This is a genomic window from Streptomyces sp. NPDC006610 (assembly GCF_040611575.1).
GTDB lineage: Bacteria > Actinomycetota > Actinomycetes > Streptomycetales > Streptomycetaceae > Streptomyces.
This window is the reverse complement of sequence record NZ_JBEXOP010000009.1, coordinates 65,319-81,885: the sequence shown is the minus strand read 5'-3', so window position 1 is coordinate 81,885 and position 16,567 is coordinate 65,319. Positions and strand designations below refer to the sequence as shown.

The following is a 16,567-nucleotide window of genomic DNA, read 5'->3' as shown; positions in this document are numbered from 1 at the left end:
CCCGATGATCCGCGGCGGCCGGCGGCCACTCCCCTCCGGACCGGGTGACATCCCGCGCCCCGGTCCGGAGGGACCCGCGGCGCGCCCGAACCGGGCGCCCCGGCCCGCACCCCCGCAAGCCCCCCTGCGACCGTGCCGTTCCGCACCGGACGGCACGCCGCGGCCACGCGCCGTACGGGGACCGGGGACCCCCCTGGTGAGCGCTCCCCACCCGGCACCCGACCCGCCAGGAGCAGATGTGTCCAGACCCCTCTCACCCCCCACCCGTCGCCGCGCCGGCCTCTCCCTGCTGGCCCTCGGCGCGCTGATGGCGTCGTCGCTCACCCTCACCGCCCCGACCGCGCAGGCGGCCGACACCCTGCTGTCGCAGGGCAGACCCGCCACCGCCTCGTCGCAGGAGGGTGACGCGTACGCCGCGTCGGCGGCCGTCGACGGCAATCTCACCGGCACCCGCTGGTCCAGCAAGTGGAGCGATCCTCAGTGGCTCCAGGTCGATCTGGGCCGCAGTGCGACCCTCAGCCGCGCCGTCCTGACGTGGGAAGCCGCGTACGGCAGGAGCTACCAGATCCAGGCGTCCGACAACGGCACGGACTGGCGGACCCTGAGGACCGTGACCGGCGGGGACGGTGGCACCGACGACCTCGCGCTGTCGGGCACCGGCCGCTATGTGCGGATGCTGGGGACGGAACGGTCCGGTGGTTACGGCTACTCCCTGTGGGAGTTCCAGGTCTACGGGAACACGGACGACACCCCGCCCCCCACGGGCGCGGTCCGGGTGGCGGGCTCCCAGGGGAACTGGCAGCTCACCGTCGGCGGGCAGCCGTACACCGTCAAGGGGCTGACCTGGGGCCCGGCCATCGCCGACGCCCCGCGGTACATGCCCGACGTGAAGTCGATGGGCGTCAACACGATCCGCACGTGGGGCACCGACGGCGGCACCAAGCCGCTGCTGGACTCCGCGGCGGCCCACGGCATCCGCGTGATCAACGGCTTCTGGCTCCAGCCGGGCGGCGGTCCGGGCAGCGGCGGCTGCGTGAACTACGTGACCGACACGACGTACAAGAACAACATGCTGGCCGAGTTCGCCAAGTGGGTGGAGACCTACAAGTCGCACCCCGCCACGCTGATGTGGAACGTCGGCAACGAGTCGGTGCTCGGTCTGCAGAACTGCTACAACGGCGCCGAGCTGGAGACCCAGCGCAACGCCTACACCTCCTTCGTCAACGACGTCGCCAAGAAGATCCACTCGATCGACCCGGACCACCCGGTCACCTCGACCGACGCCTGGACCGGCGCCTGGCCGTACTACAAGCGCAACGCGCCCGACCTCGACCTGTACTCGATGAACTCCTACGGCGACATCTGCAACGTGCAGAAGGACTGGGAGGCGGGCGGCTACACCAAGCCGTACATCATCACCGAGGGCGGCCCGGCCGGTGAGTGGGAGGTGCCGGACGACGCCAACGGCGTCCCCGACGAGCCCACCGACGTGCAGAAGGCCGCGGGCTACACCCAGGCGTGGAACTGCGTCACCGGCCACCGGGGCGTCGCCCTCGGCGCCACCCTCTTCCACTACGGCATCGAGCACGACTTCGGCGGCGTCTGGTTCAACCTGGTGCCCGACGGGCTGAAGAGGCTCTCCTACTACGCCGTCAAGCGGGCCTACACCGGGACGACCGGCAGCGACAACACCCCGCCCGTCATCTCCGACATGAGCGTCGGCCCCGCCTCGTCCGCCCCGGCGGGCGGCGAGTTCACCGTCCGCGCCGATGTCCGCGACCCCGACGGCGACCCGATCACGTACAAGGTCTTCCTCAGCGGGAACTACGCCAACGGCGACAAGCGCCTGGTCGAGGCCAAGTGGCGGTCCACGGGCAACGGGACCTTCGCCGTGACGGCGCCCGAGAAGCTCGGCGTGTGGAAGGTGTACGTCCAGGCCCAGGACGGCCGCGGCAACGCCGGCATCGAGACCAAGTCGGTCAAGGTCGTCGCCCCGCCGGTCAGCGGCACGAACGTGGCGCTGAACAAGCCCACCACCGCCTCCTCCTTCCAGGCCTCCTACGGCGACTGCCCGTGCGAGCCCACCAAGGCGACGGACGGCAGGGCCGACACCCGCTGGGCGAGTGACTGGAGCGACCCGCAGTGGATCCGCGTCGACCTCGGCGCCGCCACCGCCATCCGCAAGCTGCAGCTCGTATGGGACCCCGCCTACGCGAAGTCCTACGAGGTCCAGGTGTCCGACGACGGAAACACCTGGCGCACGGTGCACACCACGACGACCGGCAACGGTGACGTCGACACCATCGACGTCGCGGCGACCGCACGGCACGTACGACTGCACCTGACGGCGCGTGGCACCGGCTGGGGCTACTCGCTGCACGAGTTCGGCGTCCACAGCTGACGCACGCACCCCACCAGGCCCCCGGCAGGGGGCGGCGCTCAGCCCCCTGCCGGGTCACCGTCCCCCCACCCACGGGCTGGAGGCCCTCCATGAGATGGCGTTCGAAACAGCTCTCCGCGCTCCTTCTCGGCAGCGCTCTCGTCGCATCGGTCCTCGGTCTCGGCACGGTCGCCACCGCGGCCGGTGCGGGAAGTCCCGCCCCGGCCGGCGGCCACACCGGGCACACGACGGCGGTGTCGGCCCGGGCGTCCGCCGACGACCCCGACGGGGACGGCTACATACCGGCCGTCCCCCAGGTCACCGGCGTCACACCGTCCACGCACACCCCACCGCCGCGCTACCACAAGGAGTTCCAGGCCAACTGCTCCGTCACGCACACCGCTGCGGACGACCCGATCGTGTACCCGGGGCAGCCGGGCAGGTCCCACGACCACACCTTCATGGGCAACACGTCGACGCACGCCGGCAGCACCACCGCGAGCCTCTACGGCGGCAGGACGACCTGCCTGGCGCCGGCCGACGCGTCCGCGTACTGGATGCCGTCCCTGTACAACGGGGACAGGAAGATCCTCCCGGTGGGCCCGCAGGTCATCTACTACAAGGCCGGTGTCACCGACTACACCAGCGTGCGGCCGTTCCCCAAGGGGCTGCGGTTCGTCGTGGGCGATCCGATGCAGAGCGCCGACGAGTTCCGCCGCCACCGCGGCTTCGTCGAAGGCTGGGAATGCGGTGACAGCTTCTTCAACACCGACATCCCCGCGAGCTGCCCGAGCCGGCCCGACGTCCAGCTCAACATCCGTATGCAGGCCCCCAGTTGCTGGGACGGCAAGTACCTCGACACCCCCGACCACAAGAGCCACATGGCCTACCCGGTCGTCAAACCCGGCACCAACGACAACATGTGCCCGGCCTCCCACCCGGTCGCCGTGCCGATGATCGAGTTCAAGATGGCCTTCCCGGTCAACGGCGACATGAGCCAGGTCCGCCTGGCCAGCGGGCGCGGCTACTCCTTCCACTACGACTTCTTCAACGCGTGGGAGGAGCGCACCCTCAAGGCACTGGTCGACGGGTGCATCAGGGGCGGCTTCCAGTGCGACGCGCGCGGCTACGACCTGTACCACCCGGAGCGGGGCCCGATCCTGAACGAGGACTACCGGCTGCCCTGACCGACAAGATTCCCCGGGGCCCGGCCGCTCCCGCTCACGCGAGGGCGGCCGGGCCCTCCGCCCTGTCCGGCAGCCTGCGGCATCCGGCGAGGGCCATGACCGGCCAACTGTGAGAGAAGGGCGGGACGTGGACGACAGCACGCTCGACCGGCACATCGGCAAGCTGACCCTTGAACAGAAGGTACGTCTGCTCACCGGCGCGACGACCTGGCGCACGGCGGGGGAACCCGGCATCGGACTGCGGGAGATGGCGATGTCGGACGGTCCGGCCGGCGTCCGGGGCGAGGCGTGGGACGAACGATGCCCCTCCGCGCTGCTGCCCTCCGCGTCGGCCCTGGGGGCCCTGTGGGACGAGGAACTGGTGGAGGAACTCGGCGGGCTGCTGGCCGCGGAGGCCGTCCGCAAGGGCGTCGACGTGGTGCTGGCCCCGACGCTCAACCTCCACCGGACCCCGCTCGGGGGCCGGCACTTCGAGTGCTTCTCCGAGGACCCCGAGCTGACGGGCCGTACCGGCGCCGCGCTGATCCGCGGCATCCAGGCCCATGGCGTGGCCGCCACGGCCAAGCACTACGTCGCCAACGACTCCGAGACCGACCGGCTGACCGTCGACGTGCGCGTGTCCGAGCGGGCCCTGCGCGAGGTGTACCTGGCGCCCTTCGAGGCGGCCGTCGAGGCGGGCGTGTGGCTCGTGATGGCGGGCTACAACTCCGTCAACGGCGCGACGATGACGGCCCACCCCCTCCTGGCGGACCCCCTCAAGGAGGAATGGGGGTTCGACGGGGTCGTGGTGTCCGACTGGGGCGCCGTGCGGTCGGCCGAGGAGCCGGCCCGCGCCGCCCTCGACCTGGCGATGCCCGGCCCGCAGAGCCCTTGGGGCGCGGAGCTGGTCCAGGCCGTGAAGGACGGACGGGTGGCGCAGGACGCCGTCGACGAGAAGGTCGGACGGCTGCTGCGGCTCGCCGGCCGGGTGGGCGCCTTCACCCCGTACCTCCGGCACCGCGCACCGGTGCGGCGTCCGCAGCAGGGCAGGGCGCTGTTGCGCCGGGCGGTCGCGGCCGGTTCCGTCCTGCTGGCCAACCGGGGGGTGCTGCCGCTCGATCCGGCGGAGCTGTCCAACGTCGCGGTCATCGGCGCGCACGCCGCGTCACCCCGCACCCAGGGCGGCGGCAGCGCCGGCGTCTTTCCCTCGGACGTGGTGACCCCACTGGCCGGCATCCGGACGCGGCTGCGCGGCCGGGCCCGGGTGGTGCACGTCCCCGGCCCGCTCCCGGGCGGCGGCGCGGCGCCGCTCGGCGCCGACGAGTGCAGCGACCCGCGCTCGGGCGCCCCCGGCGTGCTGCTGCGCGTCCTGGACGGGACGGGGCGTGAACTGCACGCCGAGCACCGCCTCTCGGGCCGGCAGCTGGAGCCGGACCTGCCGCCGGGCGCCCGCACGGTGGAGATCAGCGCGCTGCTGCGACCGCGGCAGCAGGGAACGTGGACGTTCGGCGTCGGCGGCTTCGGCCGGATGACGCTCACCGTCGACGGACACACCGTCCTGGACGGCGTGTTCCCCCGCGGGACGGACGACCCGGCGGTCGTCCACGTCAACCCGCCCGTTCAGCAGGCCTCGACGGAGCTGACGTCGAAGCGGCCCGTGCTCGTGACGGCGCGGCGCGAACTGGTCCCCGGCAGCGGTCGCGCCACCGTGGTCACCGCGACGCCGCCGCAGCCCGACGCCGAGCGCACGAGGGCCGCCGCGGTGGAGGCGGCCGGGCAGGCGGACGCCGCGATCGTGGTCGTCGGCACCACCGAAGACGACGAGACCGAGGGGTACGACCGAGGCCACCTGTCCCTCGGCGGGCACCAGGACGATCTCGTGCGGGCCGTGGCCGCGGTCAACCCGCGCACGGTCGTCGTCGTCAACAGCGGCGGTCCGGTCGAGATGCCGTGGCGCCAGGACGTGGGCGCGCTGCTGCTCGCGTGGTTCCCCGGGCAGGAGGCCGGCGCGGGGCTCGCCGACGTACTGTTCGGCCTCGAAGAGCCCGGCGGGCGGCTCCCCACGACCTGGGGCGCGTCTCTCAGGGACACGCCGGTGACGCGCACGCGACCCGCACAGGGCCGTCTCGACTACGCCGAGGGTCTGCACATCGGCCACCGGGCCTGGCTGCGGGCCGGCCGAGCGCCCGCCTTCTGGTTCGGCCACGGGCTCGGCTACACCAGCTGGGAGTACGAGGCCGTCGAGGCGCCGGCGAAGGTCACGGCGGGCGAGGCGTTCACCGTGCGGGTGCACCTGCGCAACACGGGGGCCCGCGCCGGACGGGAGGTCGTCCAGGTCTACGCCGCGCGGCCGGAGTCGGCCGTGGAGCGGCCCGTACGCTGGTTCGCCGGATACGCGGCGGTCCGCGCGGAGCCGGGCCGGACGGTGACCGCCGAGGTGGAGGTGGCGCCCCGCGCCCTGCGTCACTGGTCGCCGGAGGAGCGCGCCTGGTCCACCGAGCCCGGTCCGTACCGGCTCATGGTGGGCAGGTCGGCGGGGGACCTGCGCTGGGAGGGTGACCTGACGGTCGAGCGGCGGGCGTTCAGCGGCTGAGGCCCTTCACTGCGCCGCCCGTTCGCGCAGGCTCGTCTGCCACACGGGGCCCTGCTGCTCCGGGGCCGACTCGGCGCGGCGGCCACCGCGGGCGAAGAAGTCGGCGAGCGGCAGGATCGCGGCTCCGACGGTGACGGCGTCCGGTCCGAGGGTGCCCAGGTCGATGCTGACGCGCCCGCCGGGGTACTTCAGCGAGTACGACGCGGTGTACGTCCGCACGGTGTCGAGGAAGCGCCGGCCGAGCTGGAGCCCGGCCCAGCCGCCGACGAGGATGCGTTCGGGCTGGAACAGGTTGATCAGGTCGGAGAAGCCCGCACCGAGGAACTCGGCGGTCTCCTCCAGGACGGCCAGGGCGGTCGCGTCGGCAGGCGCCGTGGCGCCCTCGGCGTCGGGGACGGGGTACGCGGCGGCGAGCATCGCGGTCAGCGCGGTCTCCTCGTCCGCGCCCGCCGGTGGCCGCCCGCCCGCCTCCGCCCACCGTTCCAGCAGCGCCTCCGCGCCGGCGTACGCCTCCAGGCAGCCCGTCGCGCCGCAGCGGCAGTTCCGGCCCCGCACCCGTACGGTCAGATGTCCCCACTCCAGGGCCCGGCCGGACCGCATGTCGTCGGTGACGACGCAGGCGCCGACGCCGGAGCCGAAGAGGACCACCACCGCGTTCTGCGCCCCGCGCCCGGCGCCGAACCACATCTCGGCCTGACCGAGCGTCTTGGCGCCGTTGTCGATGTAGTACGGCACGGCCTCGGGCAGCAGCCGGGACTCGCGCAGCAGGCGTTCCAGCGGGACGGCGTCCCAGCCGATGGTCTGGCCGTGCACGACGGCGCCGTCCTGCGCGCTCCGGGCGACGATGCCCGGCACTCCGATGCCGACGCCCAGCAGCCGCTCCGCCGGGATGCCGGCCCGGTCCAGGACCTCGGGGATGCCTTCGCGAAGGTGACCGACCACGACACCGACGTCGTAGCGGTCGACGCGCCGCACCGCGTCGGTGGCCAACGGCCGCTCCACGCGGGCGAGCTCGGTCAGAGCCAGGTCGAACAGCTCGATCCGCACCCGCGTCTCGCCGACGTCCACGCCGATCATGTAGCCGCTGTGCGCGCTGATGCGCAGGAGCGTCCGGGGCCGGCCCCCGGCCGAGTCCACGCTGCCGGCCTCCTCCACCAGGCCCTCGGCGACCAGCTCGGACACCACGTTGCTCACCGAGCCCGAGCTGAGCCCGGTGACCGGGCCGAGCGAGAAGCGGCTGAGGGGCCCGTCGAAATACAACCGTTGCAACACCGCAGTGCGATTCTCGCGCCGCAGGTCACGCACCGTCCGGCCGCTGCGCATCTTCACCCTGCCCCCTCGTCCTCAATGTCCTGCACGCAACTTACATGGGGCCGGGGCCTTGACGCGACCTTCACTTGAGGTTTAACTCACACCGTGAATTAAGCGGCGGGGTGCTTCAGGGCTCGAACGCGGGACGTCACTCGTGTCGCACCCTCCCCGCAGACGAAATCCGTCAACCCTCCCGGAAGGGCCCCTGAAGACATGCGCAGAATCAGAGCCGCAGCCGTCGGCGTCGTCACCCTCTCCCTCGTTCTCACCGCGGCCGCCTGCGGTGGGGGCTCCTCCGGCTCGGAGGGCTCCAACGACCAGCCGAAGACGCTCACCTACTGGGCTTCGAACCAGGGCGCCAACCTGGAGGTCGACAAGAAGGTCCTCCAGCCGGAACTCGACAAGTTCGAGAAGCAGACCGGCATCAAGGTGAAGCTGGAGGTCGTGCCCTGGTCCGACCTGCTCAACCGGATCCTCACCGCCACCACCTCCGGCCAGGGCCCCGACGTCCTCAACATCGGCAACACCTGGTCCGCCTCCCTCCAGGCCACCGGCGCCCTGCTGCCCTGGGACGCCGAGAACTTCAAGGCGATCGGCGGCCGGGACCGCTTCGTGGAGTCCGCGCTCGGCTCCACCGGCGCCCAGGGCCAGGACCCCGCCGCCGTGCCGCTGTACTCCATGGCCTACGCGCTCTACTACAACAAGAAGCTGTTCGCCGAGGCCGGGATAGAGAAGCCGCCGGCCACCTGGGCCGAGCTGGTCGCGGCCGGCAAGAAGCTCACCGCGAAGGGTTACAACGGTCTGGGCGCCGAGGGCTCCAACCTGTCGAACAACATCCACCAGGTGTTCGTCCTCGGCAAGCAGCACGGCGCCGACTTCTTCACCGCCGACGGCAAGCCGGACTTCACCTCCGCCGGCGCGGTGGCCGCGGTCAAGCACTACGTCGACCTGATGGCCAAGGACAAGATCGTCGCCCCGGGCAACGCCGAGTACGCCCAGAACCAGTCCCTGAGCGACTTCGCGAAGGACAAGACGGGCATGGTGCTGTGGCAGACCGCGTCCGCCACCTTCAAGACCCAGGGCATGAACGACGACGAGTGGGGAGTGGCGCCCGCCCCCGTGCTGTCCGGCGAGCCCGGCCCGGGCGAGGCCACCAACTCCATGGTCGCCGGCATCAACCTGGCCGTCTTCAAGAACACCAAGAACATCGACGGCGCCAAGAAGTTCGTCAACTTCATGACCAGCGAGGAAGAGCAGGTCGTCCTCAACAAGGCCTACGGCTCCATCCCGCCGGTCAAGGCCGCGCAGGAGGACCCGGCCTTCAACACCCCCGCGCTCGCCGTGCTGCGCGAGACCCTGGCGAGCAGCGCCACCGCGCTCCCGCAGGTGCCCGAGGAGTCCCAGTTCGAGACCGTCGTCGGCACCGCGGTCAAGGAGCTGTTCGCCGACGCCGCCGCGGGACGGCCGGTGACCACCGAGTCGGTGCGGGCCAAGCTCGAGAAGGCCCAGCAGCAGATGCCCAAGAACTGAGTGGCGGACCACCACGATGACTCTCACCGCTGCCCCTGACACAGGCGAGCGGAAGGCACGCAAGAGTTCCCCCGGAGCGCCGCGCAAGCGCCGCTCCGGGCGGCTGCGGCGCATCAGCCTGCCGTACCTCCTGCTCCTGCCCGCGCTCCTGCTCGAACTGCTGGTCCACCTCGTGCCGATGGTGATCGGCATCGCCGTCAGCTTCAAGGAGCTGACCCAGTTCTACATCCGCGACTGGACCACCGCGCCCTGGGCCGGCTTCGACAACTACTCCCTCGCGGTCGACTTCGACGCCCCCGTGGGCGAGGCGCTGCTCAACTCCTTCGTCACCACCTGCCTGTTCACCGTCCTGTCGGTCGGCCTGTGCTGGCTGCTCGGGGCGGCCGCCGCCATCTTCATGCAGGAGAGCTTCCGCGGCCGCGGCTTCCTGCGCACGCTCTTCCTCGTCCCGTACGCGCTGCCCGTCTACGCCGCCGTCATCACCTGGGCGTTCATGTTCCAGCGGGACAACGGCCTGATCAACCACGTCGTGCACGACCAGCTCGGCCTCACCGACAGCCCGCCGTTCTGGCTGATCGGCGACAACAGCTTCGTCGCCCTGCTCGTCGTGTCGGTGTGGAAGGGCTGGCCCTTCGCCTTCCTCATCATCATGGCCGGACTGCAGAACATCCCCCGGGAGATCTACGAGGCCGCCGCCCTCGACGGAGCCGGCGTCTGGCAGCAGGTCCGCCGCATCACGCTGCCGTCGCTGCGTCCGGTCAACCAGGTCCTCGTCCTCGTGCTGTTCCTGTGGACGTTCAACGACTTCAACACCCCCTTCGTCCTCTTCGGCGAGGCGGCGCCCGAGGCCGCGGACCTCATCTCCCTGCACATCTACCAGTCCTCGTTCCAGACCTGGAACTTCGGCGCCGGCTCCGCCATGTCGGTCCTGCTGCTGCTGTTCCTGCTCGTGGTGACAGGCGTCTACCTCCTGCTCACGTCCCGAGGAAGGAAGGCCTCCGATGCCTAGCCAGTCCCGGCGTCAGGCCCGCTCCCCCATGGCCGCCCCGCAGTCCTTCCTGTGGAGCCGGCGGATCTTCCTGACGCTCCTCGCCGGCTTCGTCCTGCTGCCGGTGTACGTGATGATCTCCAGCTCGCTCAAGCCGCTGGAGGACGTGTCCGGCAAGTTCCAGTGGTTCCCCACGGGCCTCACCGTCCGCCCGTACTTCGACATCTGGGAAACCGTCCCGCTGGCCGACTACTTCGTGAACTCGCTGATCGTGGCCGGCGCGGCGACCGTCTGCTCCGTCACCATCGCCGTGTTCGCGGCCTACGCGGTCAGCCGCTACACCTTCCGCGGCAAGCGGGTCTTCACGGTCACGGTGCTCTCGACGCAGATGTTCCCCGGCATCCTCTTCCTGCTGCCGCTGTTCCTCATCTACGTCAACATCGGCAACGTCACCGGCATCGCCCTCTTCGGCTCCCGCGGCGGCCTGATCCTCACCTATCTCACCTTCTCGCTGCCCTTCTCCATCTGGATGCTGATCGGGTACTTCGACTCGGTCCCCAGAGACCTCGACGAGGCGGCCAAGGTGGACGGGTGCGGACCGCTCGGGGCCCTCTTCCGGGTCATCGTGCCCGCCGCGGTCCCGGGCATCGTCGCCGTCGCCGTCTACGCGTTCATGACCGCATGGGGCGAGGTCCTCTTCGCCTCCGTGATGACCAACGACACCACCCGCACCCTCGCCGTCGGCCTCCAGGGCTACTCCACCCAGAACGACGTGTACTGGAATCAGATCATGGCCGCGTCCCTGGTCGTAAGCCTTCCGGTCGTCGCCGGCTTCCTGCTCCTCCAGCGCTACCTCGTCACCGGGCTGACCGCCGGCGCCGTCAAGTAGCGGCCCGCGCTCCCTGCGCCCACCGACCCTCCGATCATCCCAGTCACCCCAGAGAGGCACCCTCCGTGTCCGAAGCGATAGACCTCGCCGCCTTCCCCCCCGACTTCGTGTGGGGCACGGCCACATCCGCCTACCAGATCGAGGGCGCCGTCGCCGAGGACGGCCGGGCCCCGTCGATCTGGGACACCTTCTCCCACACCCCGGGGAAGATCGACAACGACGACCACGGCGACGTGGCCTGCGACCACTACCACCGCTGGCCCGAGGACATCGCCCTCATGAAGGAGCTGGGCGCCGGCGCCTACCGGATGTCCATCGCCTGGCCCCGCGTCGTCCCCGGCGGCGACGGCCCCGTCAACGCGGCCGGCCTCGACTTCTACGACCGCCTCGTCGACGGCCTCCTCGACGCCGGCATCACGCCCAACATCACCCTCTACCACTGGGACCTTCCCCAGGCGCTCCAGGACCGGGGCGGCTGGACCAGCCGCGAGACCGCCGAGCACCTCGCCGCCTACGCCTCCGCGGTCGCCGGGCGGCTCGGCGACCGGGTCACCCGCTGGGCCACCCTCAACGAGCCGCTGTGCTCCGGATGGATCGGTCACCTCGAAGGCCGGATGGCCCCCGGCCTCACCGACCTGACCGCCGCCGTGCACGCCTCGTACCACCTGCTCCTCGGCCACGGACTGGCCGCGCAGGCGATCCGCGCGGCTGTGCCGGGCGCCCAGGTCGGGCTCGTGACCAACCACTCGACCGTGGAGGCCGCCTCCACCCGGCCCGAGGACATCGCCGCGGCCACCCGCATGGACGGCCACACCAACCGCTGGTGGCTCGACCCCGTCTACGGCCGGGGCTTCCCCGCCGACATGCGCGAGCTCTACGGCGTCGAACTGCCGGAACGCCCGGGCGACCTGGAGACGATCGCCGTCCCGCTCGACTGGCACGGCCTCAACTACTACTTCCCGGTCACGGTCGCCGACGACCCGGCCGGCCCCGTCCCGTACGCCCGCGAGATCCGCCTGCCCGGCGTGCCCCGCACCGGCATGGACTGGCAGATCGACGCCGACGGCCTGGAGGCGTTCCTGATGCGGCTGACCGACGACTACGGCGTCCGCAAGCTGTACGTCACCGAGAACGGCTCCGCCTTCCCCGACACCGTCGCACCCGACGGCACCGTCGACGACCCCGACCGGGCCCGCTACCTGGAACAGCACGTGAGCGCCTGCGCCCGCGCCGTCCGCAAGGGCGCCCCCCTCGCCGGCTACTACGCCTGGTCCCTTCTCGACAACTTCGAATGGGCCTACGGCTACGACAAGCGCTTCGGCCTCGTCCACGTCGACTACGCGACGCAGGCCCGCACCGTCAAGTCCAGCGGCCACCGCTACGCCGACATCATCCGCGCCCACCGCCGGCTCCAGGGCTGACCCGCGCCCCGGAGGATGCTCCCGCCCGCGGGAACGGGTACGCCGCCAGGAGCGCGGCGGGCCGTGGGCGAAGCGGGCATGGGCTGTGCGCGGCTTGGGGCCGTCACGCCCGGATCGCCCCCGCCGTGTGAGTTCTCCGGTCGAGTGTCACTCGGGTCCCGCTCCAGCCTCGGTCTTTCGAGACGGTCCGCCGACGACGTCGGCGGACCGTCTTGTCGTCGGTGGCCATGGCCGGGCAGGTGGGAGCCCGAGTGTCGCCTCGCGTGAACGCATGGCCCGTTCGTCGCCCGAACGCGGTCCTCGGCCCGGTCCCACAGGACGCGGGACGGGTCCCGTCATGCCTCTGACACCGTGCCCCCGCATGTGGGGCATCACCTCGGGTGCGCCCCTTCACGGTTATCGACCACAACCGTCCGGCCCCGAAACGGCCGTCTCGGTCGACCGGGGCTGTCAAGGGAAGCGAGGCCCAATGAGACGCATGATTCATGCGCTGCTAGTGGGTGCGGTCGCCGTCGGAGTCCCGGGTGGGTTCCACCCGGCCGCGTCGGCCGCCGCCACCCCTCCGCTGGAGGTCAAGAGCGTCACGGCGAGCGCCGATGACGGCAACGTCGCCGCCAACACCCTCGACGACGACCTGAGTACCCGCTGGTCCGCCGAGGGCGACGGGGTGTCCATCCGCTACGACCTCGGCTCGGTGCAGACCGTCGGGTCGGTGTCGGTCGCCTGGCACCAGGGCGACCGCAGGCAGAGCACCTTCGACGTCCAACTGTCCGCGGACGGATCGTCGTGGACCACCGTCGTGAACCGGAAAGCCGGCGGTGGCAGCACTCTTGAGCAGCAGAGCCACGACTTCGCCGACGCCCCGGCCCGCTACCTGCGGATCGTCGGCCACGGGAACACGACCAACGACTGGACCAGCATCACCGAGACGGACATCCACGGAGCCGACGGAGGCGGAGGCGACGGTGGCGGCTCCTGCGCGTACCCGGCGGACGTGCTGGACCTGACGAACTGGTACATCGGGCTGCCGGTGGGCGACGAGGAGTCCCCCACCAACGTCTACCAGCCGCAACTCGCCACGTACCGGCACGACCCGTGGTTCGTCACGGCCGACGACTGCTCGGCCGTCCGGTTCCGGGCACCGGTCAACGGGGTCACCACCAGCGGCTCCAGCTACCCTCGCTCGGAGCTGCGGGAGATGACGGACTCCGGTACGGCCAAGGCAAGTTGGTCGTCCACGTCCGGCACCCACACCATGGTGATCGACCAGGCCATCACGGCCGTTCCCGAGGAGAGGCCGTACGTCGTCGCCGGGCAGATCCACGACGCCTCCGACGACGTCACCGTCTTCCGCCTCGAAGGCAGCAGGCTCTACATCACCGACGGCGACACGTCGCATCACCATCTGGTGACGGACACCTACCGGCTGGGCACGAGGTTCCAGGCGAAGTTCGAGGTCAGGGACGGCGAGACGAGGGTCTACTACAACGGCGCGTTGCAGACCACGCTGTCGAGGGACTACTCCGGCGCCTACTTCAAGGCCGGCGCGTACACGCAGGCCAACTGCGGCAACGCGGATCCGTGCAGCGCGGACAACTACGGCGAGGTCAAGATCTACGGCCTCGACGTCACACACGGCGACGGCGCGGGCGGAGGTTCCGGGGACTCGACCGAGGCCGCCGAGCGGTACGGCTGGGGCGCCCCGCTGCCGGTCTCCGACGAGTTCGACTACACCGGCGCGGTCGACCCCGCCAAATGGGCCGTGCCGACGGGCGAGGTCGGCGGCACGCAAGGATGCTGGGAAGGACACGCCGGGAACGGCCGCCGCTGCGCCGAGAACAGCACCGTCGCCAACGGCATGCTCACCATGCGCGGCGAGGCGAACGGCGACACGGGCTGGCTGCGGCAGCGGCGTGACGCCCAGTACGGCCGGTGGGAGATCCGTTCGCGCTCACGGAACACCGGCTCGGCCGGCGGGCTCTACCACGTGCTGCACCTGATCTGGCCCACCGCGGGCAACCGGCTCGAGAACGGGGAGTACGACTGGGTCGAGACGTCCGACCCCGAAGCCCAGTGCCTCACCGCTTTCCTGCACTATCCGAAGAGCCCGACGGACAAGAAGGAACGCAACGACCACTGCCCGGTGGACATGACGCAGTGGCACAACTTCGCTTTCGAGTGGACGCCGGACGCATTGGTGGGCTACGTCGACGGCGTCGAGTGGTTCCGGGAGTCGGGCGGCGCGGACGCCGACCGGGGGGACATCCAGACGATGCCCTCGGGGCATCTGAACATCCAGCTCGACAACTTCACCGGCGACAGCGGGCTGCGCCCGGCCGTGCTCGAGGTCGACTGGGTCCGGACGTACGACATCGAGCCCGCCGGCGGCGATCCCGGCGATCCCGGCGAGGACCTGCCGGTCCGGGTGGTCGGCGTCTCGGCGAGTCCCGATGACGGCAACGTCCCCGCCAACACCCTGGACAACGACCTGAGTACCCGCTGGTCGTCCGAGGGCGACGGGGCGTGGATCCGCTATGACCTGGGCTCGACGCGGACCGTCGGGTCGGCGTCGGTCGCCTGGCACCAGGGAGTCGGCAGAACGAACACGTTCGACGTCCAGCTGTCCGAGGACGGGGCCTCGTGGAGGACCGTCCTGGCACGAACCACCAGCAGCGGCGCCACACTTCAGCAGGAGAAGTACGACTTCGCCGACGCCCCGGCCCGCTACGTGCGGATCGTCGGCCACGGAAACACGACCAACGACTGGACCAGCATCACCGAGACGGACATCTACGGAGCCGACAGCAGCGGCGGAGACGACGGCGGCGGAGACGACGGCGGCGGGGACGACGGGGAGCCGACCCCTGTCCGCACGGTCCGTGTGGCGGACTCGGACGCGTTGGAGAGCGCGTTCGGGGACGCGCGGGCCGGTGACCGCATCGTCCTCGCGGACGGCACGTACGCGATCGGCGGCATGACCGGCAAGAACGGAACGGCCGCCGCACCCATCACCGTGGTCGCCGAGAACCGCGGCAGGGCGGTGATCGGCGACGGGCAGCTGGAAGTCGCGGACTCCTCCTACGTCACCTTCCAGGGCCTGAAGTTCACGAACAGCGACACCCTGAAGATCACCAGGTCGAACCATGTGCGGCTGACCCGCAACCACTTCCGGCTGACCGAGGAGTCCTCACTGAAGTGGGTGATCATCCAGGGTGCGGGCAGCCACCACAACCGGATCGATCACAACCTGTTCGAGGAGAAGCACCAGCTCGGGAACTTCATCACCATCGACGGATCCGAGACCCAGCAGTCACAGCACGACCGCATCGACCACAACCACTTCCGCGACATCGGCCCCCGCGCGGACAACGAGATGGAGGCCATCCGGGTCGGCTGGAGCGGAATCTCCCGGTCGAGCGGATTCACCGTCGTCGAGTCGAACCTCTTCGAGAACTGCGACGGTGACCCGGAGATCGTCTCCGTGAAGAGCAACGACAACGTCGTCCGCTACAACACCTTCCGCGCCTCCCAGGGCGTCCTGTCCCAGCGGCACGGGAACCGGGGCGTCTTCCACGGCAACTTCTTCCTCGGCGAGGGCAAGGCGGAGACCGGCGGGATCCGTCTCTACGGCCAGGACCACAAGGTCTACAACAACTACTTCGAGGGCCTGACCGGCACCGGCCACGACGCCGCGCTGCAGATCGACGGCGGCGACGTGGACACCTCGGGCGCGCTGAACGCACACTGGCGCGTCTACCGGGCGACCGTCGTGAACAACACCTTCGTGAACAACGTGTCGAACATCGAGATCGGCGCCAACTACAGCCTTCCCCCGGTCGACTCCGTCATCGCCGACAACGTCGTCACCGGCAGCCGGGGCAAGCTGATCAACGAAGTCAGGAAGCCCCTGAACATGACCTACTCCGGGAACGTGGCCTGGCCGACCGGATCGGCGACCCTCGGCGTGTCCGTGCCCGCCGGCTCCGTCAGGGCGGTCGACCCGCTGCTCGCCCTGGACGGTTCGCTCTACCGGATCGGCGCGGGAAGCCCGGCGATCGACTCCGGCACCGGCGGCCACGTCTTCGTGACCGACGACATGGACGGCCAGGCCCGCTCCGGCGGCGTCGACGTCGGCGCCGACGAGCGGTCGGCGTCCACGGTCGCACGGGCCCCGCTCACCGCGGTGGACGTCGGCCCCGGGGCCGCGTAGGACAGGCGAAAGGACCGGTGACGGGCCGACCCCCGTCACCGGTCCTGACCGTCGCGCGGGGTACTGCGGTCCGGCGCTC

At 71.0% G+C, this 16,567-nt stretch carries 9 protein-coding genes; 8 read left to right on the top strand and 1 reads right to left on the bottom strand.

Annotated features, from left to right (window positions below):
* The first annotated feature begins 307 nt into the window (after window positions 1–307).
* From ABZY13_RS09900 to ABZY13_RS09890, 3 genes are all read left to right on the top strand, one after another.
* Window positions 308–2,401: a discoidin domain-containing protein gene (locus ABZY13_RS09900; protein ID WP_356628830.1), complete on the top strand. Its 2,094-nt coding sequence runs from the start codon at window positions 308–310 to the stop codon at window positions 2,399–2,401.
* Between the two features lie 89 nt (window positions 2,402–2,490).
* Window positions 2,491–3,567, top strand: coding sequence for a DUF1996 domain-containing protein (locus ABZY13_RS09895; protein ID WP_356628658.1), 1,077 nt, complete (start codon window positions 2,491–2,493; stop codon window positions 3,565–3,567).
* Window positions 3,568–3,694: 127 nt separating this feature from the next.
* Window positions 3,695–6,139 (top strand): glycoside hydrolase family 3 C-terminal domain-containing protein, encoded by a 2,445-nt coding sequence (locus tag ABZY13_RS09890; RefSeq protein ID WP_356628656.1) that lies wholly within the window; start codon window positions 3,695–3,697, stop codon window positions 6,137–6,139.
* 6 nt (window positions 6,140–6,145) lie between these two features.
* Here ABZY13_RS09890 and ABZY13_RS09885 read toward each other — a convergent pair whose 3' ends face one another.
* Entirely contained in the window at window positions 6,146–7,468 is a 1,323-nt protein-coding gene (locus ABZY13_RS09885) for an ROK family protein (RefSeq protein ID WP_356628654.1), read from the bottom strand.
* Between the two features lie 195 nt (window positions 7,469–7,663).
* Here ABZY13_RS09885 and ABZY13_RS09880 point away from each other — a divergent pair, with 195 nt between their 5' ends.
* The 5 genes from ABZY13_RS09880 to ABZY13_RS09860 all read left to right on the top strand — a co-directional run bounded on the left by ABZY13_RS09880 (window position 7,664) and on the right by ABZY13_RS09860 (window position 16,488).
* Window positions 7,664–8,980 carry an extracellular solute-binding protein gene (locus ABZY13_RS09880; RefSeq protein ID WP_356628652.1) on the top strand — a complete coding sequence of 439 codons (1,317 nt, stop codon included), beginning with the start codon at window positions 7,664–7,666 and terminating at the stop codon, window positions 8,978–8,980.
* Window positions 8,981–8,996: 16 nt separating this feature from the next.
* The gene (locus tag ABZY13_RS09875) at window positions 8,997–9,989 is read left to right on the top strand and encodes a sugar ABC transporter permease (protein WP_356628650.1); all 993 of its coding nucleotides are present in this window, start codon (window positions 8,997–8,999) and stop codon (window positions 9,987–9,989) included.
* A gap of 28 nt (window positions 9,990–10,017) precedes the next feature.
* A complete protein-coding gene (locus ABZY13_RS09870) occupies window positions 10,018–10,857 on the top strand; it encodes a carbohydrate ABC transporter permease (RefSeq protein WP_356628828.1) in 840 nt (279 codons plus the stop codon).
* A 65-nt stretch (window positions 10,858–10,922) separates the two neighbouring features.
* Complete coding sequence (locus ABZY13_RS09865) at window positions 10,923–12,278, top strand: GH1 family beta-glucosidase (protein WP_356628648.1); 1,356 nt, start codon at window positions 10,923–10,925, stop codon at window positions 12,276–12,278.
* 469 nt (window positions 12,279–12,747) lie between these two features.
* Entirely contained in the window at window positions 12,748–16,488 is a 3,741-nt protein-coding gene (locus tag ABZY13_RS09860) for a chondroitinase-B domain-containing protein (protein ID WP_356628646.1), read from the top strand.
* Window positions 16,489–16,567 lie beyond the last annotated feature (79 nt).

What these genes read in the sequence shown, in the direction of transcription:
- ABZY13_RS09900 (WP_356628830.1), top strand. Translation starts at nt 308, where the DNA reads ATGGCGTCGTCGCTCACCCTCACCGCCCCGACCGCGCAGGCGGCCGAC.
- ABZY13_RS09895 (WP_356628658.1), top strand. Translation starts at nt 2,491, where the DNA reads ATGAGATGGCGTTCGAAACAGCTCTCCGCGCTCCTTCTCGGCAGCGCT.
- ABZY13_RS09880 (WP_356628652.1), top strand. Translation starts at nt 7,664, where the DNA reads ATGCGCAGAATCAGAGCCGCAGCCGTCGGCGTCGTCACCCTCTCCCTC.
- ABZY13_RS09875 (WP_356628650.1), top strand. Translation starts at nt 8,997, where the DNA reads ATGACTCTCACCGCTGCCCCTGACACAGGCGAGCGGAAGGCACGCAAG.
- ABZY13_RS09870 (WP_356628828.1), top strand. Translation starts at nt 10,018, where the DNA reads ATGGCCGCCCCGCAGTCCTTCCTGTGGAGCCGGCGGATCTTCCTGACG.
- ABZY13_RS09860 (WP_356628646.1), top strand. Translation starts at nt 12,748, where the DNA reads ATGAGACGCATGATTCATGCGCTGCTAGTGGGTGCGGTCGCCGTCGGA.